Annotated in this window: 22 protein-coding genes; 12 read left to right on the top strand and 10 right to left on the bottom strand. The window is 60.7% G+C overall.

Features of this window, described 5'->3' with window-relative positions; genetic code table 11:
- The first annotated feature begins 25 nt into the window (after positions 1 to 25).
- From tviB to NCT03_RS08975, 8 genes are all read left to right on the top strand, one after another.
- The gene (gene tviB / locus NCT03_RS09010) at positions 26 to 1294 is read left to right on the top strand and encodes a Vi polysaccharide biosynthesis UDP-N-acetylglucosamine C-6 dehydrogenase TviB (protein ID WP_250492550.1); all 1269 of its coding nucleotides are present in this window, start codon (positions 26 to 28) and stop codon (positions 1292 to 1294) included.
- 11 nt (positions 1295 to 1305) lie between these two features.
- Positions 1306 to 2382: an SDR family oxidoreductase gene (locus NCT03_RS09005; RefSeq protein ID WP_250492549.1), complete on the top strand. Its 1077-nt coding sequence runs from the start codon at positions 1306 to 1308 to the stop codon at positions 2380 to 2382.
- Positions 2379 to 3554: a glycosyltransferase family 4 protein gene (locus NCT03_RS09000; protein ID WP_250492548.1), complete on the top strand. Its 1176-nt coding sequence runs from the start codon at positions 2379 to 2381 to the stop codon at positions 3552 to 3554. The genes NCT03_RS09005 and NCT03_RS09000 overlap by 4 nt, the downstream gene beginning before the upstream one ends.
- Positions 3551 to 4921 carry a murein biosynthesis integral membrane protein MurJ gene (gene murJ / locus NCT03_RS08995; protein WP_250492547.1) on the top strand — a complete coding sequence of 457 codons (1371 nt, stop codon included), beginning with the start codon at positions 3551 to 3553 and terminating at the stop codon, positions 4919 to 4921. Before NCT03_RS09000 ends, murJ begins: the two co-directional genes overlap by 4 nt.
- An 81-nt stretch (positions 4922 to 5002) precedes the next feature.
- Positions 5003 to 5902, top strand: a complete 900-nt coding sequence (locus NCT03_RS08990; RefSeq protein WP_250492546.1) for a glycosyltransferase family 2 protein — start codon at positions 5003 to 5005, stop codon at positions 5900 to 5902.
- 3 nt (positions 5903 to 5905) lie between these two features.
- On the top strand, positions 5906 to 7045 hold the full coding sequence (locus tag NCT03_RS08985) for a glycosyltransferase family 4 protein (RefSeq protein ID WP_250492545.1): 1140 nt from the start codon (positions 5906 to 5908) through the stop codon (positions 7043 to 7045).
- A 149-nt stretch (positions 7046 to 7194) separates the two neighbouring features.
- The gene (locus tag NCT03_RS08980; protein WP_250492544.1) at positions 7195 to 8073 is read left to right on the top strand and encodes a right-handed parallel beta-helix repeat-containing protein; all 879 of its coding nucleotides are present in this window, start codon (positions 7195 to 7197) and stop codon (positions 8071 to 8073) included.
- Between the two features lie 78 nt (positions 8074 to 8151).
- Positions 8152 to 9225 (top strand): EpsG family protein, encoded by a 1074-nt coding sequence (locus tag NCT03_RS08975; RefSeq protein WP_250492543.1) that lies wholly within the window; start codon positions 8152 to 8154, stop codon positions 9223 to 9225.
- 6 nt (positions 9226 to 9231) lie between these two features.
- Here NCT03_RS08975 and NCT03_RS08970 read toward each other — a convergent pair whose 3' ends face one another.
- Positions 9232 to 10434: a glycosyltransferase family 4 protein gene (locus NCT03_RS08970; RefSeq protein ID WP_250492542.1), complete on the bottom strand. Its 1203-nt coding sequence runs from the start codon at positions 10432 to 10434 to the stop codon at positions 9232 to 9234.
- 1008 nt (positions 10435 to 11442) lie between these two features.
- On the opposite strand from NCT03_RS08970, the gene NCT03_RS08965 reads away from it, so the two are divergent.
- Positions 11443 to 11943, top strand: coding sequence for a porin family protein (locus NCT03_RS08965; protein WP_250492541.1), 501 nt, complete (start codon positions 11443 to 11445; stop codon positions 11941 to 11943).
- 62 nt (positions 11944 to 12005) lie between these two features.
- Here NCT03_RS08965 and loiP read toward each other — a convergent pair whose 3' ends face one another.
- The 9 genes from loiP to NCT03_RS08920 form a co-directional block, all read right to left on the bottom strand.
- Positions 12006 to 12764 carry a metalloprotease LoiP gene (gene loiP, locus NCT03_RS08960; protein ID WP_250492540.1) on the bottom strand — a complete coding sequence of 253 codons (759 nt, stop codon included), beginning with the start codon at positions 12762 to 12764 and terminating at the stop codon, positions 12006 to 12008.
- 160 nt (positions 12765 to 12924) lie between these two features.
- Positions 12925 to 13860, bottom strand: a complete 936-nt coding sequence (gene mdcH, locus NCT03_RS08955) for a malonate decarboxylase subunit epsilon (RefSeq protein WP_250492539.1) — start codon at positions 13858 to 13860, stop codon at positions 12925 to 12927.
- Positions 13857 to 14537, bottom strand: a complete 681-nt coding sequence (locus NCT03_RS08950; protein ID WP_250492538.1) for a malonate decarboxylase holo-ACP synthase — start codon at positions 14535 to 14537, stop codon at positions 13857 to 13859. The genes mdcH and NCT03_RS08950 overlap by 4 nt, the downstream gene beginning before the upstream one ends.
- A 197-nt stretch (positions 14538 to 14734) precedes the next feature.
- Positions 14735 to 15556, bottom strand: coding sequence for a biotin-independent malonate decarboxylase subunit gamma (gene mdcE, locus NCT03_RS08945; protein WP_250465148.1), 822 nt, complete (start codon positions 15554 to 15556; stop codon positions 14735 to 14737).
- Positions 15553 to 16398 (bottom strand): biotin-independent malonate decarboxylase subunit beta, encoded by an 846-nt coding sequence (locus NCT03_RS08940; protein WP_250492537.1) that lies wholly within the window; start codon positions 16396 to 16398, stop codon positions 15553 to 15555. Before NCT03_RS08940 ends, mdcE begins: the two co-directional genes overlap by 4 nt.
- Entirely contained in the window at positions 16395 to 16694 is a 300-nt protein-coding gene (locus NCT03_RS08935) for a malonate decarboxylase subunit delta (RefSeq protein WP_244828068.1), read from the bottom strand. Before NCT03_RS08935 ends, NCT03_RS08940 begins: the two co-directional genes overlap by 4 nt.
- 31 nt (positions 16695 to 16725) lie before the next feature.
- Complete coding sequence (locus tag NCT03_RS08930; RefSeq protein ID WP_284503149.1) at positions 16726 to 17601, bottom strand: triphosphoribosyl-dephospho-CoA synthase; 876 nt, start codon at positions 17599 to 17601, stop codon at positions 16726 to 16728.
- Between the two features lie 200 nt (positions 17602 to 17801).
- Positions 17802 to 19496, bottom strand: coding sequence for a malonate decarboxylase subunit alpha (mdcA, locus tag NCT03_RS08925; RefSeq protein ID WP_250492536.1), 1695 nt, complete (start codon positions 19494 to 19496; stop codon positions 17802 to 17804).
- Entirely contained in the window at positions 19493 to 20287 is a 795-nt protein-coding gene (locus NCT03_RS08920; RefSeq protein WP_250492535.1) for a GntR family transcriptional regulator, read from the bottom strand. Before NCT03_RS08920 ends, mdcA begins: the two co-directional genes overlap by 4 nt.
- Positions 20288 to 20444: 157 nt before the next feature.
- Here NCT03_RS08920 and NCT03_RS08915 point away from each other — a divergent pair, with 157 nt between their 5' ends.
- The 3 genes from NCT03_RS08915 to NCT03_RS08905 all read left to right on the top strand — a co-directional run bounded on the left by NCT03_RS08915 (position 20445) and on the right by NCT03_RS08905 (position 22908).
- Complete coding sequence (locus tag NCT03_RS08915) at positions 20445 to 21761, top strand: MFS transporter (protein ID WP_244825515.1); 1317 nt, start codon at positions 20445 to 20447, stop codon at positions 21759 to 21761.
- Between the two features lie 200 nt (positions 21762 to 21961).
- Positions 21962 to 22312, top strand: coding sequence for a hypothetical protein (locus tag NCT03_RS08910; RefSeq protein WP_502800363.1), 351 nt, complete (start codon positions 21962 to 21964; stop codon positions 22310 to 22312).
- 200 nt (positions 22313 to 22512) lie between these two features.
- Positions 22513 to 22908: a hypothetical protein gene (locus NCT03_RS08905; protein ID WP_244825513.1), complete on the top strand. Its 396-nt coding sequence runs from the start codon at positions 22513 to 22515 to the stop codon at positions 22906 to 22908.
- Positions 22909 to 23050: the final 142 nt, after the last annotated feature.

The raw sequence follows: 23050 nt of genomic DNA, 5'->3' as shown, positions 1-23050 counted from the left end.
AAACACTGAAGGTTGGTTAAACGAAATGTTAGAAAATCTCCGTATTGCAATCATCGGTCTGGGCTATGTAGGTTTGCCTCTTGCTGTCGAGTTTGGTTGCGGGCGTCCCGTAGTCGGCTTCGATATCAACACGACGCGTATCGATGCGCTGAAGCAGGGTATCGATTCGACGCTCGAAGTAAGTACCGAGGAACTCGCCCGCGCAAGTCAGCTTAGTTTCAGCGCCGATGCGGCGGATCTTGCCAAGTGCAACTTCTTCATCGTCACGGTGCCGACGCCAATCGACGCGTACAACCGGCCCGACCTCGGCGCGCTCATCTCGGCGAGCCAGACCGTCGGCAAGGTGCTGAAGAAAAACGACATTGTCGTGTTCGAATCGACGGTCTATCCGGGCGCCACCGAAGAAGTCTGCGTGCCCGTGCTCGAGCGCGTCTCTGGTCTCAAGATGAACGTCGACTTTTTCGTCGGCTACAGTCCCGAGCGCATCAATCCCGGCGACAAGACGCATCGCGTAGTGGACATTCGCAAGGTGACGTCCGGTTCGACGCCGCAAACCGCGCGCAAGGTCGATGCCGTTTATCGCGAGATCATCACGGCGGGAACGCACATGGCGGAGAGCATCCGCGTGGCCGAAGCCGCGAAGGTCATCGAGAACACGCAGCGTGACGTGAATATCGCGTTGATCAACGAACTCGCGATCATCTTCAATCGCATGAATATCGATACCGAGTCCGTGCTGCGCGCGGCGGGTACGAAGTGGAACTTCCTGCCGTTCAAGCCGGGTTTGGTCGGTGGTCACTGCATCGGCGTCGATCCTTACTATCTGACGCATAAGGCCGAAGAGATTGGATATCACCCGGAGATCATCCTCGCGGGTCGTCGCCTCAACGACAACATGGGGCAGTATGTCGTCGCGCAACTCGTCAAGGCGCTGGCGCAGAAGCGCATTGCTATCGCCGATGCGCGCGTGCTCATTCTCGGTCTCACCTTCAAGGAAAACTGCCCGGATATTCGCAACACGCGTGTCATCGACATCGTCAGCGAGCTTGCAGAGTATCAGGCGCATGTCGATGTCTGCGATCCGTGGGCGCTTGTGCACGAGGTCAAGGACGAATACGGCATCGATCTCGTCGAGTCGCCTGAGGCGGGTGCTTATGACGCGATCGTTATCGCGGTCGCTCACGAGCAGTTCGTCACGCTCGGAAAGGGCATGCGCGATTTCGGCAAGAAGGAGCACCTTCTTTATGACCTCAAATACGTCTTGCCGGCCGATGGTTCGGATCTGCGCCTGTAAGGATACTCACGATGAATCGCTATCAGGTTATCTGCGAAGCGTTGCGAGCGAATCCAGTGCGATGGCTGGTCACGGGCGCGGCGGGATTCATCGGTTCGAATCTCGTCGAGACGCTGCTCAGGCTGAATCAGGAGGTCGTCGGGCTCGATAACTTCGCGACCGGTCATCGGCGCAATCTCGATGAAGTGGCGTCCTCGGTGTTGCCGGAGCAATGGTCACGCTTCACGCTGATAGAAGGCGATATCCGCAATGCGCGAGATTGCGAGACCGCTGTCGCTGGCGTAAAGCATGTGCTGCATCAGGCCGCCTTGGGTTCGGTGCCGCGTTCGCTGAACGATCCGGTGGCGACTGATCAGGTGAACATCGGTGGCTTCCTCAACATGCTGGTCGCCGCGCGCGATGCAGGCGTGTCCAGCTTCACCTACGCGGCGTCGAGTTCAACATACGGCGATCATCCGGCGCTTCCCAAAGAGGAAGCGAATATCGGACGTCCGCTTTCGCCTTACGCCGTCACGAAGTACGTGAATGAGCTCTATGCAGAAGTCTTCGCGCGCTGCTACGGCTTCAAGGCGACGGGCTTGCGCTACTTCAACGTCTTTGGCAAACGCCAGGACCCGAACGGCGCGTATGCGGCGGTCATTCCGCGCTGGATCGCCACGATGATGAGCGGCGAAGACGTGCAGATCAATGGCGACGGCGAGACGAGCCGCGACTTCTGCTTCGTCGATAACGCGGTACAGGTGAATCTGCTCGCAGCAATGGCGAGCGATGATGTGCGCGGACAGGTCTTCAACGTCGCACTCGGCGATCGCACGACATTGAACGAGTTGTTCGGCTTGCTGCGTGACACGCTTGAAGAACACGGCATTCGATACGATCGGCCGCCGACATACCGCGCGTTTCGCGCAGGGGACGTACGTCATTCGCAGGCCAGTATAGAGAAGGCGAAGTCGATGCTTGGATATGCCGACGGCGTGCGGCTCGACGAAGGCATTCGGACCGCCGTGCCGTGGTATATCGCGTCGACGAAGACGCAGCGAGACCACGTCCAATCTTCCGATGCGAGCAACGGTAATACATCGCGATGAAGGTTCTGCATATCATCAGCAGCCTTGATCGCGGTGGCGCAGAGGCGGTGTTGTTCCAGGTTGTGTCGCACGGGCGCACGAGCGGTATCGAGCATCGCGTGGTCTGTATGCGCGGAGAAGGGTACTACACGGCGAAGTTGCTCGAACAAGGCATCGAAGTCGAATCGCTGAATTGTTCGAGAGGCCGAATCAAGCCGCACGCGTTGCTTCGTCTCTGGTCGGTCATGCGCGCGTTCGGCCCGGACGTCGTGCAGACCTGGATGTATCACGCCGATCTCATCGGCGGCGTGCTTGCCTATCTGACGCGCTTCAAGCCGATTTGCTGGGCGGTTCACCACGCGAATCTCGATTCCGACAAGAACACACGCATGACGGTCCGGATCGCGAAGATGTGCGGATTGCTCTCGCGCTTCGTGCCGGACCGCATCGTGTGCTGCTCGAAACGAGGCCAGGCCGCGCATCAACAGATCGGCTATGACGGCAGCAAGTTCTCGTGGATCCCGAACGGCTACGACATCGAACGCTTCTCGCCGGATCCTCGTGCAAGGGCCGCGCAACGACAGCTCTGGCAAGTCTCGGACGATACGCCGCTTATCGGATGCGTCGCGCGTTGGAATCCTCAGAAAGACCATCCGAACCTGTTTCGCGCCGCAGCGATGCTCGCCGATAATGGCGTCGCTTTCAAGCTGGTGCTCGTCGGCGCCGACATGACATCCGCGAACGCCGATCTTCTCGCATCGCTCGATGCTGTCGGTTTGCGCGAACGCGTGCTTCTGGCGGGACCGTCGGACGATATCCCAGGTGTCATGAACGCGCTCGATATCCACGTGCTGCCGAGCGCTGGCGAAGCGTTCCCGAACGTGGTCGCCGAGGCGATGGCTTGCGGCACGTTGAGCGTGAATACCGATGTAGGCGACGTTGCCACGATAGTCGGTAGCGAAGGATGGGTCGTCCCGCCTGGTCATTCAGTCGCGCTTTCAAAGGCGCTTGGTGCAGCAATTGCAATGAGCCGCACGACTGAAGGTAAAGCGCGCAGGGAACGCGCGCGCACTCGCATTGTGAGTAACTTCGGTCTCGAGCGGATGCAGCAAGCGTATGAGTCGACCTGGCGCGAAGTCGCCGCGCGCGCGGGCAAGGTCGTTCCGCGGCATCGCAGAGAGAAGCGGACATGAGCTTCGGACTGGCCTCCAAGCTTCGGGCCAAGCTTGCGAACGCGCATCCGGATCATCGCAGGATAGCGAAGGGCGCGGCATGGGTATCGCTCTTCGTGCTCATGGGCAAAAGTGCCGGCGCCTTCAAGGAAATGGCGATCGCGTATCGCTATGGCGTGAGCGGTATCGTCGATGCCTACCAGTTGTCCTTCACGCTCGCCACATGGATACCTTCCATGCTCGTCACGGTGCTCAGTACCGTGCTGATTCCCGTGCTCGTGCGCATGCGCAACGACGACACGGACACGCTCGCCAACTTCATCGGCGAATTGCGTGGCTTGGCGTGGCTGGTCGGTCTTGCCATCGCCAACGTGCTCGTTTTCGCATCGCCCGTGGTGATCACCTATGTGGGTGGAACGCTGCCCGAGCATACGAGATCGCTCGCGATGCAATTTATCGTCGGCATGTCGCCGCTCGTGCCGCTCACCTTGCTCATGTGTATCGATGCCGCGCGCTTGCAGGCACGCGAGCGGCATATCAACACGTTGCTCGAAGCCGTGCCGGCTGCAGTGCTCTTTTTCGTGGTGATCCTCAGTACCGGTTCGTCGATCAAGCCGCTTTACATGGCCGTTACGCTCGGACTTGCGCTGCAAGTCTATTTGTTGTCGATGTTCGCAAGGCGTGCGGATAAGGTCCGCGCTCCCATTCGCTTCGGATTCAGTTCGCCGCAGTGGCGGGCCATGGCGCATTCGATCGGCGTCATGCTCGTCAGTCAGGCCATCCTTGCTTGTATCGTGCCTATCGATCAATACATGGCGACCCGTGATGGCGCTGGAGCGGTCGCCACGCTCGGTTATGCCAATCGGCTGATTGCGTTGCTGATGGGTCTCGGTGCATCGGCAATCGGAAGGGCGACGTTGCCCGTGTTGACGCAGACAATCCGTAATGGCGAACGCGAGCGCGCTCGATCCATGGCGATCAAATGGGCCTACGTCATGTTCGGAATCGGCGCCGTGGCGGCATGTGTCGCTTCGTTCGCCGCGCCTTTGATCGTGCGTGTGCTGTTTCAACGAGGCGCTTTCACGGCAGTCGATACTGAACATGTCGCGGTCTTGCTTCGCTGGTTCACGCTGCAATTAGCGCCAGCATTTGCCACATTAGTGTTGATGCAGATGGCTGCCAGCGAAGGGCGCTATCGGTCGATCGCGTTCATCACATGCGCAGGCTTCGTCGCCAAGGTCGCGGCCAACTTCGCCTTCACACCAATGCTCGGTTTGGCCGCGCTTCCCGTAGGCACTGCTGTCATGGCCGGCGTCGTGTTCGTTCTCTACCTTTTCTCCATCCACGAGAACGAGGAAGAGGACATGGAGCAAGAGCATGCAGCCTGATTTCTCGCCGATGCCTTGTCTGACGCGATCGCCGACCTGGAAGCGCGTTACAAGCATGCCACGCATTGTCAAGTTTTCTCGATGACGTTCATCTCTGTTATTACCGCCAGCTATAACCGTGCGGCTCAGTTGCCAAGCTTGTTCGCCAGCCTCGAAAAACAAAGCGACAGAGATTTCGAATGGATAGTCGTCGATGATGGCAGCGTCGACAACACGCGCGCGCTTTGCGAGCGCTGGGCTCATCAGGTCGATTGGCCGCTACGCTACATTCAGAAACCGAACGGCGGGAAGCATACCGCGCTGAATCGGGGCTTCGCGCTTGCGAAGGGCGAGTTGATCATCACGGTCGATAGCGATGACACGCTCACGCTCGATGCCATCGCAACGATTCGCGAAAACTGGTCTTCGTGTCGAACCATTCCCGACGTATGCGGCATGAGCTTTCTCAGACTGCGCGCGGATGGAGGCGTGATCGGTGACCGTTTCGAACCGGACCGCGAGTTGGCGACATACATCGATATGCGCATCAATCGCGGTGTGCGTGGCGACAAGGCCGAAGTCTGGCGCGCAGACATCTTGAAGCAGTTTCCTTTTCCGGAAGTCGAAGGCGAGCGCTTCATGATGGAGTCCGCCGTGTGGGGAATGATCGGGCGGCGGTATCGCATGCTGCACGTGAACATCGGCTTCTATGTTTGCGAGTATCTGTCCGATGGTCTGACGCGAGGCGGCGCGGCGCTGACGGTCCTGTGCCCGGTCGGGTCCGCACACGGCATTCGCTGGGCAATCGCGCCGCCGGTCAACATGCGCACGCGGATCGTGATGACGTGGCGGCTCATTGCTTACGAGTTTTTGGCGCGACGTTCCGTGTACCAGATCGCGATGGCGTCCGGGCATCGCTTGCAGGTGCTGTTGAATCTGCCATTCGGATCAGCGCTTTATTTGTACTGGCGGTTCAAGTTTCGACGTGAGTTAGGTCGGTAGGTCATGAAAAAAGTCGTTCTCTTTGCCAATACGGATTGGTACCTTTTCAATTTTCGTTTGTCGCTCGCGAGGTATCTTCGGGACAATGGCTGGTCGGTGTTGCTCATGTCGCCGCCGGGGCCTTATGTCGCGGGGTTAGAGGACGCCGGATTCCGCTGGCTTCCCGTGCCGATGCAACGACGCAGTCTGAACCCCTTGCGGGAACTCTTGCTGGTCTTGCACCTATGCCGCCTGTTTCGCAAAGAGCGGCCAGATGTCGTGCATGGGTTCACCATTAAATGCGCGGTGTACGGTTCGCTTGCGGCGCGTCTCGCGCGCGTCAGGCAGCGCGTCAACGCTGTGGCAGGTCTCGGCTTCGTGTTTACGAACGATTCGTTGAAGGCGCGCGTCTTACGACCGCTGGTCAAAATATTGATGCGCGCGACGTTGAATGGCCGCGGCGCATCGCTGATTCTCCAGAACCCGGACGATGTCGCGATGTTCATCAACGCCGGTATCGTCGACAAGTCTTGCATCCACCTCATTCCCGGATCGGGCGTGAACGTACAGAAGTTCGCCCAACGCGCGAAGGACACGAGCGGCACGCCACGACCGATTCGCGTTTTGCTGGCTGCGCGCCTGCTTTGGGACAAAGGCATCGCGGAATACGTGGAAGCGGCTCGCGCGCTGCGAAACAGCCAGCGCTCGTTCGAATTCCTGCTCGCCGGCGATCCCGACGAGGGCAATCCTGCTTCGGTACCGACAAAAACGGTTGAGGCCTGGGTCGAGGAGGGCACGCTGACTTGGCTCGGTCATGTCGGTGACATGCCGGCGTTGCTACGCGACATCGACATCATGGTGTTGCCCAGTTATAGAGAAGGGTTGCCAAAGGCGATGATCGAAGCCGCAGCATGCGGCATCGCGCTGGTGACGACGGATGCGCCGGGTTGTCGCGAGGTCGTGAGTCAAGATGGCGTCGATGGCTTGCGCGTTCCGGTGAAGGACAGCGTCGCACTGACAGATGCAATCGCGCGTCTGCATGACGACCCGGTGTTGCGCGAAACGATCGGTGCCAATGCGTGCGTTCGCGCGCTCGCAGAGTTCGACGAAAGGATCGTGATCGAGCGGACCGTTGCGGTGTATGGAACAACGCAGAACGCTTGAGAACGATCATGATAAGCAGAAGAGTTGCGCTCAAAGTCATAGCGTCGATGCCTCTGGCGCATGGGCTTGCGTGTCGGTCGGCGGCGGCTAAGATATCGAATGAAGACGACGTCGTGCATGCGAGTGTCTTCGGCGTCGTGAGCGATGGCGTGAGCAATGACACGTCGCGTCTTCAGGATGCGATCGATCGCTCAGTTGGCAAGACGTTACTCATTGGCGGACAATGCCGCATCGACACGCAAGGACTGAGTCTGCGAAGCGGCTCGCGCGTTCGCTTCGAACCGGGCGCCTCGATCAAGTTGCTTGCGCATGACACGCCTTCGTATCAAATGTTGCGCATGTGGGACGTGAGCGACGTTGTGCTGGAGAACGCGACGCTGGACGGCAGTCGTGAGTTGAACTCGGCGCAGCCCAAAACGCATTCGGAAGGCTACGGCATGGGCATTTCGATAGCAGGTAGTTCAAAAATCACGATCAAATCGGCAACCACGGTGGGTTGCTGGGGCGACGGTATCTACCTGGCGAACAGTTATCAGCCGACCAGCATGCCGCCTCAGGATATTCACGTGATCGACCATCACGCGAATAACTGTCGTCGACAGGGAATATCCATCATCAGCGGAAGGAACGTTTTTATTGAACGCGGTCTGTGGGAGAACATCGGTGGAACGGCGCCGTCGGCGGGTCTGGATATCGAGCCCAATTCGAATCGTGACGTGCTGGAGAACATCAGGATCGTCAATCCTGTCACGCGAAACTGCAAGATCGGCATCCTCGTCTATCTCTTGAAGATTGCGGGTGTCGAGCCCAAGGAGGTGCAGATCGATATCAGCGGTCAGCGCGATGAATCCGCGAAGATCGCCGCCTTTAGCGTTTCAGGTCTCGATACCAAAGGTTCAATTGTGAAAGGACGAATCGTCAATCGATCGGCGACCTGGATCAAGCCAAAGCTTCTTTCCGTCGAAAGCCACAATTACGACAAGCGCGGACCGCAGATCGTAGTAACAAACTTGAAGACTATTCGATAACCGGCGCACTTCGCCGACGACAACCTCGCAAGGCAGCAAGCCGGCGCCGAGCGCATTATCCGACCTAAAAGAATTTCGATGAAAGCCAGAATGACTCAAGCGCCGAGTCCACCAGTTCCCCGTCGCAAAACTCAGGCGCGAGCCTACCTGACTACTCCTGGCGGCTGGCTATTCATCCTGATAGCGATTCTGTTGCTGGTGGTGGTTGCGGTAGGCGATCGTACGATGCTGCTAGATCAGGACAATTACCTGGAGTACTTCAGCCAGACAACGTGGGACTGGTTCGTCAATCTTTATCAGACACGCACTTCAACGCTCAGTTTTGTCATCAGCACGGTGACGGAGGAATTCGGCTGGCGTACCTGGTTGATCGTATTGAATGCGTTCGGCGTAACACCCGATATTGGTGTAAGAGTGACCGTCGTATTGGCGAACGCACTTGTCATTGCGGCGCTTTTAGAAGTCCGGCGACCGCTACTAGGGCTGCTTCTTTGGGCGGTCGTTCCGGTAGCCTTGGCTACGGTCGGACTGTTTCAAATCCGTCAAGGTTTGGCATTCGGCATAGCGATGCTTATCACGCTGCGCTATCAGCGGCCCGTCCTCGGATGGGTGCTCGCGAGCTTCGTTCATACGACCTTCGCGATACCCGCGTTGCTATTGCTCTCCATTCGAGCGTGCGGAGATCGAAAATGGCGAGCGTTGATCGTTTCGAGTTTGACGGCGTTCCTACTCGCCGCCGCAGCGGGCTATCTTTTCAATAATTTCGGCGGCAGGCGTGTCGAGGAATATGCGGACTACCAGGACGATTTCACTATCCGGCTGCTCATCCTGTTGATCGTCTATGCAACGGCTTCTGTCATCGTGCTTTATACGCAATGGAAAGAGAAGGGCACAGCGAAGGACAAGGTATGGACGGAGCTATGCACGATGCACGTTGCGCTCATGGCTTATTTGGTCTTCGCGTATGTGCTGTTTCCCTTTGGGAAGGGACGCGTGTGGTATTGCATAGCGTTACTGCTGCCGTACGTGATTTCGCAAATTCGATTCAGGAACGCGTTCTTGATATGGTGGACTGCGCTGATTCTTCTAGCCCTGTCGGCAGATGCCCTCAAGAATTATCAGGCTGATGTCTACAGCTATTTTCTTCATTAGGCGATATCAACGGCGCGTCGAGTCGTAGGCGCCTTGCGATTCGTGTGAGTCGTAATCTGTCATGTCGTTTTCATGGATGGGTCGGCGCGCCGCGGCATCGTCGTTGTCCACGCCAACGCGCGTGAACAACTCGTCCCACACGCGAAGAATCGTATTCGTTGAATATCGCTCGCGAACGGACTTTGCGCCTTTGCGACTCAGTTCGGCACGCAGCGTGTCATCGGTGAGCATCCTTTGAATTGCAGCGGCTAACGCTTGCGGATTGGCGACTGGCACAAGCAGCGCGTCCTGCCCGTCGCGCGTGATGTAGCGCGGACCACTGAGACAATCGACAGCTATGGCGGGAACGCCTAAAGCCATACTCTCGGCGAGGGCGAGGCCGAATCCTTCGAAGCGGGATGACATGACGAATGCCTGCGAGCGCAGAATCTCCGTCCATGGTTTTTCGGTGACACCCGGAAGAAAGATGCGCTGGGTCATACCTCGCCTTTCGATCTCCGCTTCGAGCGATGCGCGTTCGGCGCCTTCACCCCATATCCACAGATCCCATTCTGGGCACGCATTCGCAATGGACGAGAATGCGTCGATCAAAAGGCGATAGTTCTTTTGCGGATGCAATCGTCCGAGCGAAACGAGGCGCATGCGCGCGCCGGTTTCGATAGACGGCGCCGACTGCTGGAATAATTCGTCAGGCAGCGGATTTGGGACGACAGCAATATGTCGCATGCCGGGCACCATTGTCTTGAACGGCGCGACGACATTTTCGGTGAGCACCGTTATCGCGCTGGCATGCGGGTAAGTCAGACGAGTAAGCAGTTTCCATAACGCGGATCGTCCGTCGCGAGATGGATCGTTATGTTCGCAAGCGATAACCGGAATGCCCAAGCCTAATGTTGCAAGAATTGCGGCTACGTTGACATTGGTTAAAAAGGAAATCACAACGTCGGGACGGTTCTCCCGGATGAGCGAGCGCAAAGCCCGCTGTCGCTGAACGAAGCTTGATAACTTGCCGCCTTGACTCCCTGCACGGTCAGTCAGATAGATGAAGCGAACGTTCTCGGAAATCTTGTAAAAGCAATCACCCTTACCGCTATATGTAGCGACTAGCGTGACATCGTCACCGCGCTCACTCCAGGCATTCACGAGCGTGGCCGCGACCCGTTCCGCGCCGCCGCTTCCCATGGAACTCACCAATAGCGTGATTTTCATTTAAGTGATGCTCCAATTGGATGAGCTAACGAGGGGATGTCGCACTGTTGACGATGAGAGAAGTGACGAGTCTTTAAGGACGCTGCGAGTTTGACCACGGGACATCAAGACGATCGCATGGGTATGCGGTCTGAAGTCACGGTTGTGGGCTATGTAATCGCTTTCGCGTAATGGCGGATGGTTTCGCACGATGAACGACACGAGCGAGCCAAGTTGAAGAAAATCGGCTCTGACGAAAACGACGCGTTCGAAAGCTAAAGAAGACTAACGATCTTATCATCGGAGCGAGTCTATCGATGTCTTTTGGAATGCAACTTTGTGGAGATGGCGTGTTCAGGGTCCAAGCTTAGAAATTTTGCGGAGCACGCCAGCCATGTCTCGGACGTGCCACGCGTCACACACCGACCGAATGGCAGATTGCAATATCAGGATGGTTCAGGAGAAACCCTCCGCCCGGACGAGGTCTTCCACACGCAATAAAGAACGAGCGACGCACGATCATGTATGAGAGTCAGTTCCCATCTTCGATCGTTCAAACGGCTGGCGTGCAAAAATAGCGAATACTTACTCGAACCATTCAAAAAAACAGGCAGTGTATGGAGGCGACGAAGTTGATCGTGAATGTGATTTTTAACGTGCTTGGAACGGCGGCGCTGATCGTCGTTTTGCTTTTGGGAAGTATCGCAATTTGGGACATTCTGCGCGGGAAGTAGGCGGCAAGTTCACTCATCCGCCGGTACTACCATCAATCGCCGCCACTTTCCCATGAGGCGTGCCGGTCTCATCGGCGTCATCGGCCAGGCAACACGTGACGCATGTCACGCCCTACGCCGCCGAGCCCAACCTTTAAGACAAGTCCGCTATCCGAGTTAACAATCGGAAACTAATCTTGCGCGTTGACGGTTTGGAAGCAGTCAATTGCAAGACAGCCTGCGCTGTCTCGATTATTTTCTTGCCTGAATTCGATTTGCGTGTTCTGGCGACGCCTTTCTCACGGTTGGCTCACTCATGGTAAGTATCAAAAAGGTAGCGGCGCCGATTTTCGTCTCGCTGCTCGGTATCGCTAGCGCGCACGCTAGCGAATTTGCCGGCCCCTTCGTCGGCGCGAAGCTCGGCTTGAATTTCTCCGATGCAACCGGACACGGTTTCGAGGAATCGACGCACACGACGTTCTTTCCGGGCCTGACGGCAGGCTATAACGTCGATGTCAACCAGTTCGTGGTCGGCGTCGAAGGATTCGCTGATCTTCACGCTGGTTCCACGACCAAGAAGGACGGCGGCATCGACGTAAAAGTCGGCATGCCTATCGACGGCAACATCATGCCTTACGCGCGCGTGGGCTTCACTGGCACCTGGCCGGACACGCGCTTGCACTATGGCGCGGGCGTCGAGTATAAGTTCGCGAAGCAATGGAGTGTCGCTGGCGAATACACGGCCGACACGGCGCACTGCGACGGCGGCCATCGTCGTAACGACAGCCTGACCGTCGGCGTGCATTACTACTTCTGATCGTCACGAATTGGAATCGAAAGCGCGAGCAACCGCTGCTCGCGCTTTTTTTTGCACGGTCCTTACTTGCCCGACGCAATCCGATCCTGAATGTGCTTCGCGCGCGAAGGCGACGACGGGTGCGAATCCATCATGCTCGACTTGCCGCCGTCGATCGTCGCGAGCTTTTGAAACGCCGTCACGAGGCCAGCCGGGCTGTATCCCTTCTTTTTCTGCATGTCGAACGAATAATCGTCGGCGGCGCTTTCTTGCGATTGCGAGAATTGCGCCTGGACGAACTTCTCGGACAAGTCGCCCAGTTGCGATGCCGACAGATTCGCCACCGCGCCGCCCGTCGATGCCGCCGCCGAGCGCACGGCCGAGGTCGCATAGGCGAGCTGCATCGCTTTCTTGGTGTGGCCGAGCGCCACGTGACCCATTTCGTGGCCCACCACGCCGCGCACTTCGTCGTCGTTCATTGCGTCCATGAGGCCGCTGTACACGCGCACGCAACCGTTGGCCATCGCCCAGGCGTTGACGTCCTTCGTGATGTAGACCTTGTAGTTGACCGGCACGCCATTGATGTTGTCGCCCAGTTGCTTCGAGATGCGGTTCAGACGCTGCGTGTATTGACTCGACGCCGGCGCAATCTTGTTTTCCTTGTCCAGGTCCGCGCACGATTTGTCGGAGAGCGTGCGCACATCGGCGTCACTCAGCGTGAAGGCTTGCGATGCGAGTTGGCCAGACTGCAACAACGTGTCGGGATTAAGCGCGTTCATGCTGCTACAGGAGATGAGCGCGCACAGAGCGGGCGCCGCGAGCGCCAAGCGGATGAATTTCATGTTTCGGTCTTCCTAGAATTGTTTTTGGGGCGTCCGTGACGCGATGCTTCGCGCACGGAGCGGCATCGTCGATGTCCGTCGAACAAAAAGCTAGCGGAACATTCTGATTTTGCTTACGGGCGTTGACAATTCGCTGTCGGAAAAGTGCAGAAAAAGTGGATCAATCTGCGGCGCGCTGGTTTGCCGCGCGTACGCGAGCGGCGGTCGGATGAGTGGACGCGGCGTCCATGGATAGCGCCTGCGCATCGGGCAGGGCGTCGCTTGCGAGTTGCGTCAGCGTGTGGCCGGGCGGCATTTCGACGAAGACGTTTGCGCCAAGTTCGAACAGCGCGATGGTCGATTCGTGCCAGCGCACCGGATAGCGCAAGTTGGTCGCGAGGTCTTCGCGCACGGCATCGGCGCGACGCAGCACGCGTGCGCCGCGATTGCCGACATATGGGACGCGTGGCGCATCGAAGCGGACTTTCGCGGCAGCTTCGATCAATTGCGTGGCCGCGTCTTCGAGCAGCACGCAATGCGAAGGCACGCTCACCGCTAACCGTTCGGCCTTGCGCGCGCCGCGTTCGAGCGCGAGGCGGCTCACGGCTTCGAGCGCATCATCGCTGCCGGATACGACGATTTGACGCGGCGCGTTCAGATTGCCGATATAGGCATCGGCGTGACCGTCGGCGATCACGCGTGCAATCTCTCGTTCGTTCAGCCCGAGCACCGCCAGCATGCCGTAGCCGTGCGGATACGCGTTCTGCATGAGCGTCGCGCGCAGGCGAACGAGGCGCAGGGCATCGTCGAACGCAATGGCGCCGCTCGTCACCGCCGCGCCATACGCGCCGACCGACAAACCCGCGACGGCTTCCGGCTCGATACCTTCGGCCGCAAGCCCACGCGCCGCCGCCACGCCTGCCGCCAGCAACGTGACTTGCACCGCGACGGTCGACTCAAGCGCGGTGGCGTCATCGAGTTGCAGGATGTTTTCGCCGAGGATGTCGGATGCTTCGGCGAGCGTCTGTCCGATGACCGGATGCGGCCGCTCGCCGCCCAGCCGATGCAAAAAGCCCGGCGTCTGCGCACCTTGTCCCGGAAAGAGATACGCGATCATGCGGCTGCCCACGGATCGGCGACGAGTCGCGGCCCGTCGGCGTGACGCAGCATCACGCGTAGATTCGCGCGCGCGAATTCCGCGAGCGAGAAGGCGGCTTCCGGCGTTTCGATCTGCACGTCGATGCGCGTGCCGATCTCCCGCGCGGTTCGCGACAGTGTGTCGAGAAGCGCGGCGGCTGCATCGCGCGAAAGCGGCGAGGGCGCGCGAATCACGATGTCGAGATCGCTTTCGGGTGTGACCGTGGGTGTACCGCTCGCGAGTTCGAAGCCTGTGCTGCCGGCGGGGCCCCAGGCGAGTCCCGTTGCCTGGAACGAAGACGAGATTGCCCGCAGAAGCGCGAACGCGGGCAAGTGTGCGCGGTGCGAATCGGGCGTGCGTTCGAGCAAGGCTTCGGGAGACAACGCAGACGCGATCGACCGTTGATCGATCCACGCGCCGAAGCGCTCGCCGCGCGTCGAACCGCGTACGCCGATGGGAATTGCGTCGCCCAGGCGCGGCGCACGGCGGACGACGACGAAAGGTGAGCGCGCGAGCGAGGTGGCGACCCAGGACGGCACGTTGGGCGCGAAGAGAAGCGAGGCCGCGACATCCGCGCCGCCTCCGGCCGATGACGACAGCGTGTCGATCTTCAGCAGGTCATGTGGCCGTATCTCATACTGCCTTGCGTTCATCATTGTTCTCATCGGTGACGCTTGCTGGGCACGCGCAGTCACGAATCGCGCGACCGTGTCGAACGATGCGCGGCAAACGGGCCGCACAAAGGCCTCTTGCATGTTGCGTCGAAGCGGAGCTCATCGTCGGTGACAGCTGCTTCATTGGTGCGTGACAAGCCATTCTCGATGCGCCAAGCCGCATGGAGCACCGCCCCGACTCAAGCTTCATCCCACTGCTCACGCATCCGCTTGCGCACCTCCACCGACGCAGCCCGCGTGCGCTTCGCATCGGCAGAACCAAGCCGGCTCGACAGATCACGCAAAGCACCGCGCGCATCGTTCACGGCCGCCGCAAGCGATGCCTTCACGCGCTCGATCTCGGCCGCCGAGGGCGCATCCGCATCGACGCCTTCGATCAGTTCATGCAGCAACCCGAGCTTTGCATAAGCGCTCATCTTGTACGACATCGGCAAGACGGTGTCGCCGAGCGCATCCAGACTTTCCACACTGCGCCGCGTGACGCGCGCGGCTGCTTCGCGACCCATTGCGTGCACGGCGGTGCCAGGTGAATCGAGCGCGACGATCCGGTTCGCCTGATACCCGTGCGCCAAATACGCGCCCGACATGGCCGGCCCGACGATCAACGCAATCACTGGATGACCCGCAAGACGCGCGCTCGCATAAGCATCGACGGCAGCGGCGCAGGCAAGATGCACGCCGAGCAGTTCCTCGCGCCGGCCATAAGCCTGACTTTTGACATCGACGACGGCGACGATCGGACGCTTCACGTCACGCTCGCGATCCGCGTCGATAACCTCGCGCACCGCGCGCGCCAGCAGCCATCCCTGTTCGAGGCCGACGACGTTGTCGCGAGCGCGTGGAAAGCGGTTGTCCGGATCGGGCACGACGGCGAGAAAATGCGCGTGCTCGCCGTTCAAAAGCCCGCCACGCGCGCGAATCGGACCGGCTTGCGCGCCGGACGCAGGCGAAGTCAGCGCGTCGATCCAGCGTTCGCCGCGCGAGAGAGTTGTCGTGTTCATCGTGATGCACTCCAGAGCGTGCGCAGCGTTTCGGGATCGATGGCGTCCGGGTTCACGCGCGCCAGACGCTCGATGAAACCGTCCACATCCTCGGTGCGATGACGCGTCGGCACGCCGCGCGCGAACGCCGCCAGCACCGCGTCGCGTACTTGCGCGGTATCGTCTTCGACGAGCGCATCGACGAGGCCGACCGCCGCGCGTTCTTCTCCGCCAATCATCGACCAGATGAGGCGCCGGTCGCTCGAATCGAGCTCCTCGATGCCCGCTTCCTGTTCGATCACCTCCGGCCCGTTCATGCCAAGGCGCGCCTGCCGCGTCATCACGAGTTCGGTGCAGAGCGCCGCCGCGAGCGACATGCCGCCGAAGCAGCCGACCATGCCGCCGATCACGCCGACCACCGGCACGTGCCGCCGCAACGCGACGATCGCCGCCTGAATCTCGGCGATGGCCGCAAGCCCGAGGTTCGCCTCCTGCAGGCGCACGCCGCCCGTTTCGAACAGCACGACGGGACGAATCGAGCGGCCCGCTTCGAATTCGCCGAGCGCCATTTCGAGCGCGGCCGCGATCTTCGCGCCCGAGACTTCGCCGATGCTGCCGCCCTGAAACGCGGGTTCGATCGCCGCGATCACGGCGGGTTCGCCATCGAGCATGCCGCGCGCGATCACCGCGCCGTCGTCGGACTGGCAGACGACGTTCTGCATGGCAAGCCACGGCGATTCGAGCCGGTCGAAGGGGCCGAGCAGTTCGCGAAAGGTGCCGGCATCGAGCAGGGCGCGGGCGCGTTCGCGCGCGGTCATCTCGATGAAGCTGTGACGCGCGAGAAAGGTGTCGTGAGCGTTCATGGCGTGCCCTCGCTGGCTTCGACGGCTTCATTCAGGCGCAGCATGACCACGCCGGGCGTCGCGCCGAAGTCGTTGAGCTCCAGTTTCGCGGCGCCGTCGTATCGCTGAAAAAAACGGTCGAGCACACTCTTCCAGACATGCTCGTAGCCGTCGACGCTCGTGCGGATCACCACTTCCGCATTCGCTGTCGCCGATGGCGAGAGCAGCACTTCGAGATCGCCCGAGCCGACCACGCCGACGTGCGCGCGACGCGGCACGGGGCGGGTGGCGGGGTATTCGTATCGGATGTTTTCCATCATCGTTCCTCTTCGATGCGCGCGTTGCGAATCAATGCAAGCGCCTGAGACTGTCGAGAAAGAGCGTCGCCGCAAGCAAGTCGGCGGCGCCGCCAGGCGATGCATCGAGCGCGAGCAGCTCGCGGTCGAGCTCGTGAAGCGCTGTCTTGCCGCTCGCCGATGCAACGCCGCCTGCGTCGAGCACACGACGCGCGCCGTGTTGCGCGACTCGCAGCGCCGTCATGCCGCCGCGATGCAGGAGACAGGTATCGTCGAGCGACGCCATGATCGCGACGAGCGCTTCGAGGCGCGCGTCGTTTTCATCGAGATTGCGGCGACGGGCTGCATCGAGCGCGGGCAGCCCGATTTCGAGCGCATGCGGAAAGCCATCGCACGCTTCGCCGCGCGCGCCCGCCACACGGTATCGCGCCGACACGCGCGCGCCGTGACTCGTTTGTGCCGACGCGGGCGCGTAACGATCCTCGAAGCGCGCGATGCGTGCCGCGCTTGCGCAGATCGCCGCGCTGTCGTCGGGCGCATGCATTGCCGAACCGGCGCACAGCAAGCCGACGATCCAGATCGCACCGCGATGCGCGTTGCTGCCGGCGGTCGCGCGCATCATCGCAATCTCGCCTTCGCGGCCAATGCGTGCAAGCTGTTCGCGTAACGTCTGCGACGGGTCGAGATCGGCCGACGCGCGAGCGATGGCGAGAAACGTGGGGTGCAACGCTTTTGCCGAGCGCAACATGATGTCGAGCGACAAATCGCGATGCGCGCCGCTGCCGCGCCGGTCCACCAATGCGGGTTTCGGTGTGAGACACGCTTCGTCGATGAGCGCGGCCACGGCGCGCATCGCGATGGCATCGGGCGCGATCGGCTGCAAGTGGGCGAACCGAGTGGCTTCGCGCGACGCTAGCGCCGTTTGCATCGCATGGCCCATGCTCGGGCGGGCAGCGGCTCCGGTATTGGCGTGCGTTGCGACGGCACGCGAATTCGACGGGTTCGCATGCGTGGCGTCATCGAGCCGCGCCTCTGCGTTCCACGAACACACGCCAGCGGGAATGTCGGCAACCACGCAAAGGCTCGACGCTTCGTCTTCACGGTCAGACATATACGAACCCATCGCGCTCACCAGCTTCTGAAGCGCGCAGGCGGCGCATACAGACCGCCCGACCACGCCACCAGGTCGTCGATACTGCGTGCCGCGAGCAGCGAACGCTTCGCTTCGCCGCGCCGCACGCCGAGGTCTTCCGGCAACGCGACGATGCCGCGCCTTCTCAACTCCGCGGTCTTCTTCGCATCCGCGCGCACGCCGATGGGCGTGACGCCCGCCACGGCGGCAAGCGCGGCGCGGCGCTCATCGACGCCTTCGGCCGCATGCAGATACGCGATGCCTTCTTCCGTCACGACGTGCGTGACATCGTCGCCGTAGATCATGACGGGCGCGATCGGCATGTTGCTTTTTTCACCGACGGCGATGGCATCCAATGCATCGACGATGGTCGGCTCGCCGCCTTTCTTGTACGTCTCGGCGGTCTGCACGACGAGTTTGTGACCGCGCGCGATGGCCGGGTTCGGGCCGTCGTTTTTCAGCAGCTTGAGCCACGCCTCGCTCGAATGACGGCGCCCGCGTGGATCGTGGCCCATGTTGGGCGCGCCGCCGAAGCCCGCCAGCCGCCCGAGCGTGACGGTGGACGAGTTGGCGTCGGCGTCCATCTGCAGGGTCGAACCGATGAAGAGATCGACGCCGTATTGCCCTGCCAACTGGCAGAACACGCGGTTAGAACGCAGGCTGCCATCGCGGCCGGTGAAGAACACGTCCGGCCGCGCCGTGATGTAGTCCTCCATGCCGACCTCGCTGCCGAAGCAGTGCACGCTCTGCACCCAGCCGCTTTCGATCGCGGGGATCAAGGTCGGATGCGGATTGAGCGCCCAGTGCGTGCAGATCTTTCCCTTCAGCCCGAGCGATTCGCCATATGTCGGCAGCAGAAGTTCGATGGCCGCCGTATCGAAACCGATGCCGTGATTCAGCGACGTCACGCCGTAGCGGTCGTAGATGCCGCGAATGGTCATCATCGCCATGAGAATCTGCAACTCGCCGATATGCCGCGGATCGCGCGTGAAGAGCGGCTCGACGGCGAACGGGCGGTCTGCCTTCACGACGACATCGATCCACGAACCGGGGATATCGACGCGCGGCAGTTCATCGACGATCTCGTTGACCTGCGCGATCACGATGCCATGTCTGAACGCGGTGGCCTCGACGATGGTAGGCGTGTCTTCGGTGTTCGCGCCCGTGTAGAGATTGCCGTGCCGGTCTGCCTGCACCGCGCACACGAGCGCCACCTGCGGCGTGAGGTCGATGAACATGCGCGCATACAGTTCGATATACGTATAGATCGCGCCGATCTCGAGTTGTCCGTCTTCGAGCAGTTGCGCGACGCGCAGACTTTGCGGACCGGCGAACGCGAAATCGACCTTGCGCGCGATGCCCTGTTCGAACAGCGCGAGATGGTCCGGGCGGCTGATGCTCGAAATCAGCAGATGAACGTCGTGCACGCGTTCGGGATCGAGTCTGGCGAAGGCGCGCGAGAGGAAGTCGGCCTGTTTCTGATTGTTGCCTTCGAGCGCTACGCGGTCGCCCGTGACGATCAGCGCGTGCAAGGCATCGACGATACGGTCGGTCGCGAGCACCGAGCCGTCGAGCCACGGTTCGATCAGCTTGAGGCGGCGCGCTTTTTCCTGCGCGCGCGTGTTCCACTGCCGGGTTTGCGGGCTCGTGTCGCGCGCGGGCGACGTGGCAGGCGTCGGGGACGAGTTCATCGATCCTCCTTCAAAGAGGTTGCAGAAGCCGTTGCGGGCGCGGCGCGCGGGCGGCGCTTCTTCTTGACATGGCTCGCCGCGGCAAGCGCTTGCGCATCGGCGAGAAAGCGGTGGATCAAATCGCCTGTCGCAAGCAGATGACGCGCGACGAGCGTTTGCGCCTGTTCGATATCGCGGGCGACGAGCGCGGCAAGAATCGCGCGATGCTCCGCATCCGACGAATCCTTGTGGATCGGCAAGCCGAGCTTCAGCCGCAAATAACGTTCGCCGCGCCGATGCATCTGGCCGATCAGCTCCATCAGACGCGGCCGGTCCGCCGGCGCGTAAAGGCTCATATGGAACTGCTCGTTGCGCACGACGTAGAGCGCCGGGTCCGGCTCGCTTTCCGCCGCTTCGAGCAGACGCTGCGATTCGGCGAGCGTTTCCGCCGTGTGATGTTCGAGCGCGATGCCGATCGCCAAGCTTTCGAGCGACGCGCGTATCTCGTAGATCTCGCGCGCCTCGTCGGCCGATTGCAGGCTGACGGCCGCGCCACGATTCGGCTCGATGGTCACCCAGCCTTCGCTTTCGAGCTGCCGGAACGCTTCGCGCACCGGAATCGCGCTCACCGAAAACTGCCGTGCGATGGCGTCCTGGCGCAGCGGTTCGCCCGGCAACAACGCACCTTCGACGATAGCCGTGCGCAACGCATCCGCGATGAAGCGCGACGTGCTCTGGCGCGGTTCGAACTGTGCGTGACGAAACGATGCAAGTGGCTGCGCTGCATCGGAAGTGGAGAGATCTGTCGGCATGGCTAGGTGTAAGTGCGGACTTGCCGCGTGTCAATGTTCAAATATTATATATAAAACGATGCGCGACTTCACAGAAGGTGCTTTCCCTAAGCTGGGAGCGGCTGACAAGAATCGAGAGCGCGCGTGTATCTATATTCCCCTTTCCGGAGACATGGCCATGCCAACCACGGTGGACCGAGAGTTACGCGCCTCGCGCCCGATCAAAACCCCGCTCAACCGCTCGCAGATCACCGGCTTCTGGGGTGCGTGGGCCGGCTGGACGCTCGACGGAATGGATTCGTTCATCTACGCGCTCGTGCTTGCGCCCGCGCTCACCGAACTGCTGCCGCGTTCGGGCTACGCCGCCACGCCCGCGAACGTCGGTCTTGCAGGCTCCATACTCTTCGCGCTCTTTCTGGTCGGATGGGGACTGTCGTTCATCTGGGGACCGCTCGCCGATCGCTTCGGGCGCACCAAGGTGCTCGCCGCGACCATCTTCACGTTCGCGATTTTCACGGGGCTGGCCGCGACATCGCATTCGGTTTGGGAGTTGGGCATTTATCGCTTCTTTGCGGGCGTCGGCATAGGCGGGGAGTGGGCGCTTGCCGGAACGTACGTCGCCGAGGCATGGCCGGAAGATCGTCGCAAGATGGGCGCGGGTTATCTGCAAACAGGGTATTACGCGGGCTTCTTTCTGGCGGCCGCGCTCAACTACACGATCGGCGCGGCATTCGGCTGGCGCGCGATGTTTCTGGTTGGACTGTTCCCGGTCGTCGTATCGATTCTCGTGCTTTTGCGCGTGAAGGAAACCGACAAGTGGCAGCGTGCCGAAGCGACGAGCGCGCCTGCCGTCAAGCAGCACGGTTCGTTGCGCACGATCTTCTCGCCGCAGTATCGCAAGCGCACGATCGTCGCGGCGGTGCTGCTGACCGTGGCGATCATCGGTCTGTGGGCGGGCGCGGTGTATGAACCGTCGGCAGTCATTCAGCTTGCGACGAAGGCCGGCATGAGCAAGCCGGAAGCCGCGCGCATGGCGTCGATCGCGACGGGCTTGCTGTCCATCGGCACGATCATCGGCTGTCTCGCCTTGCCGCCGATGGCCGAGCGCATCGGCCGGCGCAAGACGCTCGCGGTGTATTTCGTCGGCATGGCGGCTTCCATTGCGCTGTCGTTCGGCTGGGCGTTCTATCTGCCGAACGGGCTCGTGCCGTTCATTGCGCTGCTCGTCGTGCTCGGCTTCTTCGGCGGCAACTTCGCGCTCTTCAGCTTGTGGCTGCCGGAACAGTTCGAAACGCGCGTCCGGGCAACGGCATTCGCATTCTGCACGTCGGTGGGACGCTTCTTCGGCGCGATCGTGAACTTCGGCATCGGCGCGATGGTGCTGCATATGAAGACGCTCGGCGTGCCGATCGCGCTCACGGGTATTGCGTTTCTCATCGGCCTCGCGGTGATTCCGCTCGCGCCTGAAACGCGCGGACAGGAACTGCCCAATTAGTGCCCGTTGCACGGTCCCTGACGGCGGCTTTCACGAGCCGCCGTTTCTCATTGGCGCGCGGCGTGCATGATCCTTACTCTCCGTAATCATTTGTCTGGTAGGCATTGGTAATGGGACGTTACCAAGTGGCACACAAGCAAAGGCGTTCGTTCGATATAGTCCACTCAACACAACAAACATCCCATCGAGGTGGGCTTCACATGAACAAGGTATTGAGGACATCCGCGCTCGCAGGAGCGTTCGTCATCGGTGGTATGACGCTGTCCGGCGCGGCAATGGCGGGCGTTTCCGTCGGCATCAATCTCGGCGTGCCCGCGCCCGTATATGTTGCGCCGGCGCCGGTCTATGCGCCTCCGCCTCCGCCCGTGGTCTATGCGCCGCCGCCTCCGCCGGTTTATGCGCAACCGGCTATCGTGATCGGATGGCATGGCGACCAGTACTGGGATGGCCATCGCTACTGGAACCGCGACGAGTGGAACCGCGGTCACGGCGGTCACGGATACGGCGGCCGCGACTACGATCATCACGATCACGGTCATCACGACCATTGAGCGAACGTCGCGCTAAGAGAGAGCCACCCGGTCGAAGGGTGGCTTTTTATTTGTCGCCGCGCGGCAGCGTGTAACAAAAGGTAAGGTTTCTCCTGACGAGAGCCACGTCATGGGAAGAACTTACAAAGCTGAAATATTGCGCTGAAAGGCGTCCGTTATATTTTGTCGCAAGCCAATCAAAACAAAACGAGGACCACGCGATGAAAGTGAATGTTATGGGGCGAGTGCTGGGCGGCATGTTGATCGTGACCGCGTCAGCGATAAGTGGCACCGCGCACGCCGATGTACACGTAGGCGTGAACGTCGGCATCCCCGCGCCGGTGTACGTTGCACCCGCGCCTGTGTACGCGCCGCCTCCGCCGCCTGTGATTTACCAGCCGGCTCCGGTTTATGCGCGTCCGCCCGTGGTCATCGGCTGGTATGGAAACCGGTATTGGGATGGGCGCCGTTACTGGAACCGGAACGACTGGAACCGTTATCACGGCCACGGTTACGGGCATGGCTACAATCGCGGGCCGCAACACGGACACGGTAACGGGTACGGACACGGCAATGGTCATGGCAACGGACATGGTGGTCCGCATGGCAGGCATTGAACGCGCTGGTCCAGTCTGGCTGCCGAGTCGGCAGATATAGCGGGTCTTTAGACGACGCTGTCAAAGGCGTTCTTCACAAAGCCAACGTTCCCGAAGGCGAGGTTCACGAAGATCACGCCCGCATGCATGGCGCTGTGTAAGC

Source organism: Caballeronia sp. GAWG1-1 (assembly GCF_023631465.1).
Classification (GTDB): domain Bacteria; phylum Pseudomonadota; class Gammaproteobacteria; order Burkholderiales; family Burkholderiaceae; genus Caballeronia.
Note: the sequence above shows the minus strand (reverse complement) of the source record. Positions and strands in the feature narration are given on the sequence as shown.

Coding starts and splice junctions, on each gene's coding strand:
- tviB (WP_250492550.1), top strand. CDS start 26: ATGTTAGAAAATCTCCGTATTGCAATCATCGGTCTGGGCTATGTAGGT.
- NCT03_RS09005 (WP_250492549.1), top strand. CDS start 1,306: ATGAATCGCTATCAGGTTATCTGCGAAGCGTTGCGAGCGAATCCAGTG.
- NCT03_RS09000 (WP_250492548.1), top strand. CDS start 2,379: ATGAAGGTTCTGCATATCATCAGCAGCCTTGATCGCGGTGGCGCAGAG.
- murJ (WP_250492547.1), top strand. CDS start 3,551: ATGAGCTTCGGACTGGCCTCCAAGCTTCGGGCCAAGCTTGCGAACGCG.
- NCT03_RS08990 (WP_250492546.1), top strand. CDS start 5,003: ATGACGTTCATCTCTGTTATTACCGCCAGCTATAACCGTGCGGCTCAG.
- NCT03_RS08985 (WP_250492545.1), top strand. CDS start 5,906: ATGAAAAAAGTCGTTCTCTTTGCCAATACGGATTGGTACCTTTTCAAT.
- NCT03_RS08975 (WP_250492543.1), top strand. CDS start 8,152: ATGAAAGCCAGAATGACTCAAGCGCCGAGTCCACCAGTTCCCCGTCGC.
- NCT03_RS08970 (WP_250492542.1), bottom strand. CDS start 10,434: ATGAAAATCACGCTATTGGTGAGTTCCATGGGAAGCGGCGGCGCGGAA.
- NCT03_RS08965 (WP_250492541.1), top strand. CDS start 11,443: ATGGTAAGTATCAAAAAGGTAGCGGCGCCGATTTTCGTCTCGCTGCTC.
- loiP (WP_250492540.1), bottom strand. CDS start 12,764: ATGAAATTCATCCGCTTGGCGCTCGCGGCGCCCGCTCTGTGCGCGCTC.
- mdcH (WP_250492539.1), bottom strand. CDS start 13,860: ATGATCGCGTATCTCTTTCCGGGACAAGGTGCGCAGACGCCGGGCTTT.
- NCT03_RS08950 (WP_250492538.1), bottom strand. CDS start 14,537: ATGATGAACGCAAGGCAGTATGAGATACGGCCACATGACCTGCTGAAG.
- mdcE (WP_250465148.1), bottom strand. CDS start 15,556: ATGAACACGACAACTCTCTCGCGCGGCGAACGCTGGATCGACGCGCTG.
- NCT03_RS08940 (WP_250492537.1), bottom strand. CDS start 16,398: ATGAACGCTCACGACACCTTTCTCGCGCGTCACAGCTTCATCGAGATG.
- NCT03_RS08935 (WP_244828068.1), bottom strand. CDS start 16,694: ATGGAAAACATCCGATACGAATACCCCGCCACCCGCCCCGTGCCGCGT.
- NCT03_RS08930 (WP_284503149.1), bottom strand. CDS start 17,601: ATGCAAACGGCGCTAGCGTCGCGCGAAGCCACTCGGTTCGCCCACTTG.
- mdcA (WP_250492536.1), bottom strand. CDS start 19,496: ATGAACTCGTCCCCGACGCCTGCCACGTCGCCCGCGCGCGACACGAGC.
- NCT03_RS08920 (WP_250492535.1), bottom strand. CDS start 20,287: ATGCCGACAGATCTCTCCACTTCCGATGCAGCGCAGCCACTTGCATCG.
- NCT03_RS08915 (WP_244825515.1), top strand. CDS start 20,445: ATGCCAACCACGGTGGACCGAGAGTTACGCGCCTCGCGCCCGATCAAA.
- NCT03_RS08910 (WP_502800363.1), top strand. CDS start 21,962: ATGAACAAGGTATTGAGGACATCCGCGCTCGCAGGAGCGTTCGTCATC.
- NCT03_RS08905 (WP_244825513.1), top strand. CDS start 22,513: ATGAAAGTGAATGTTATGGGGCGAGTGCTGGGCGGCATGTTGATCGTG.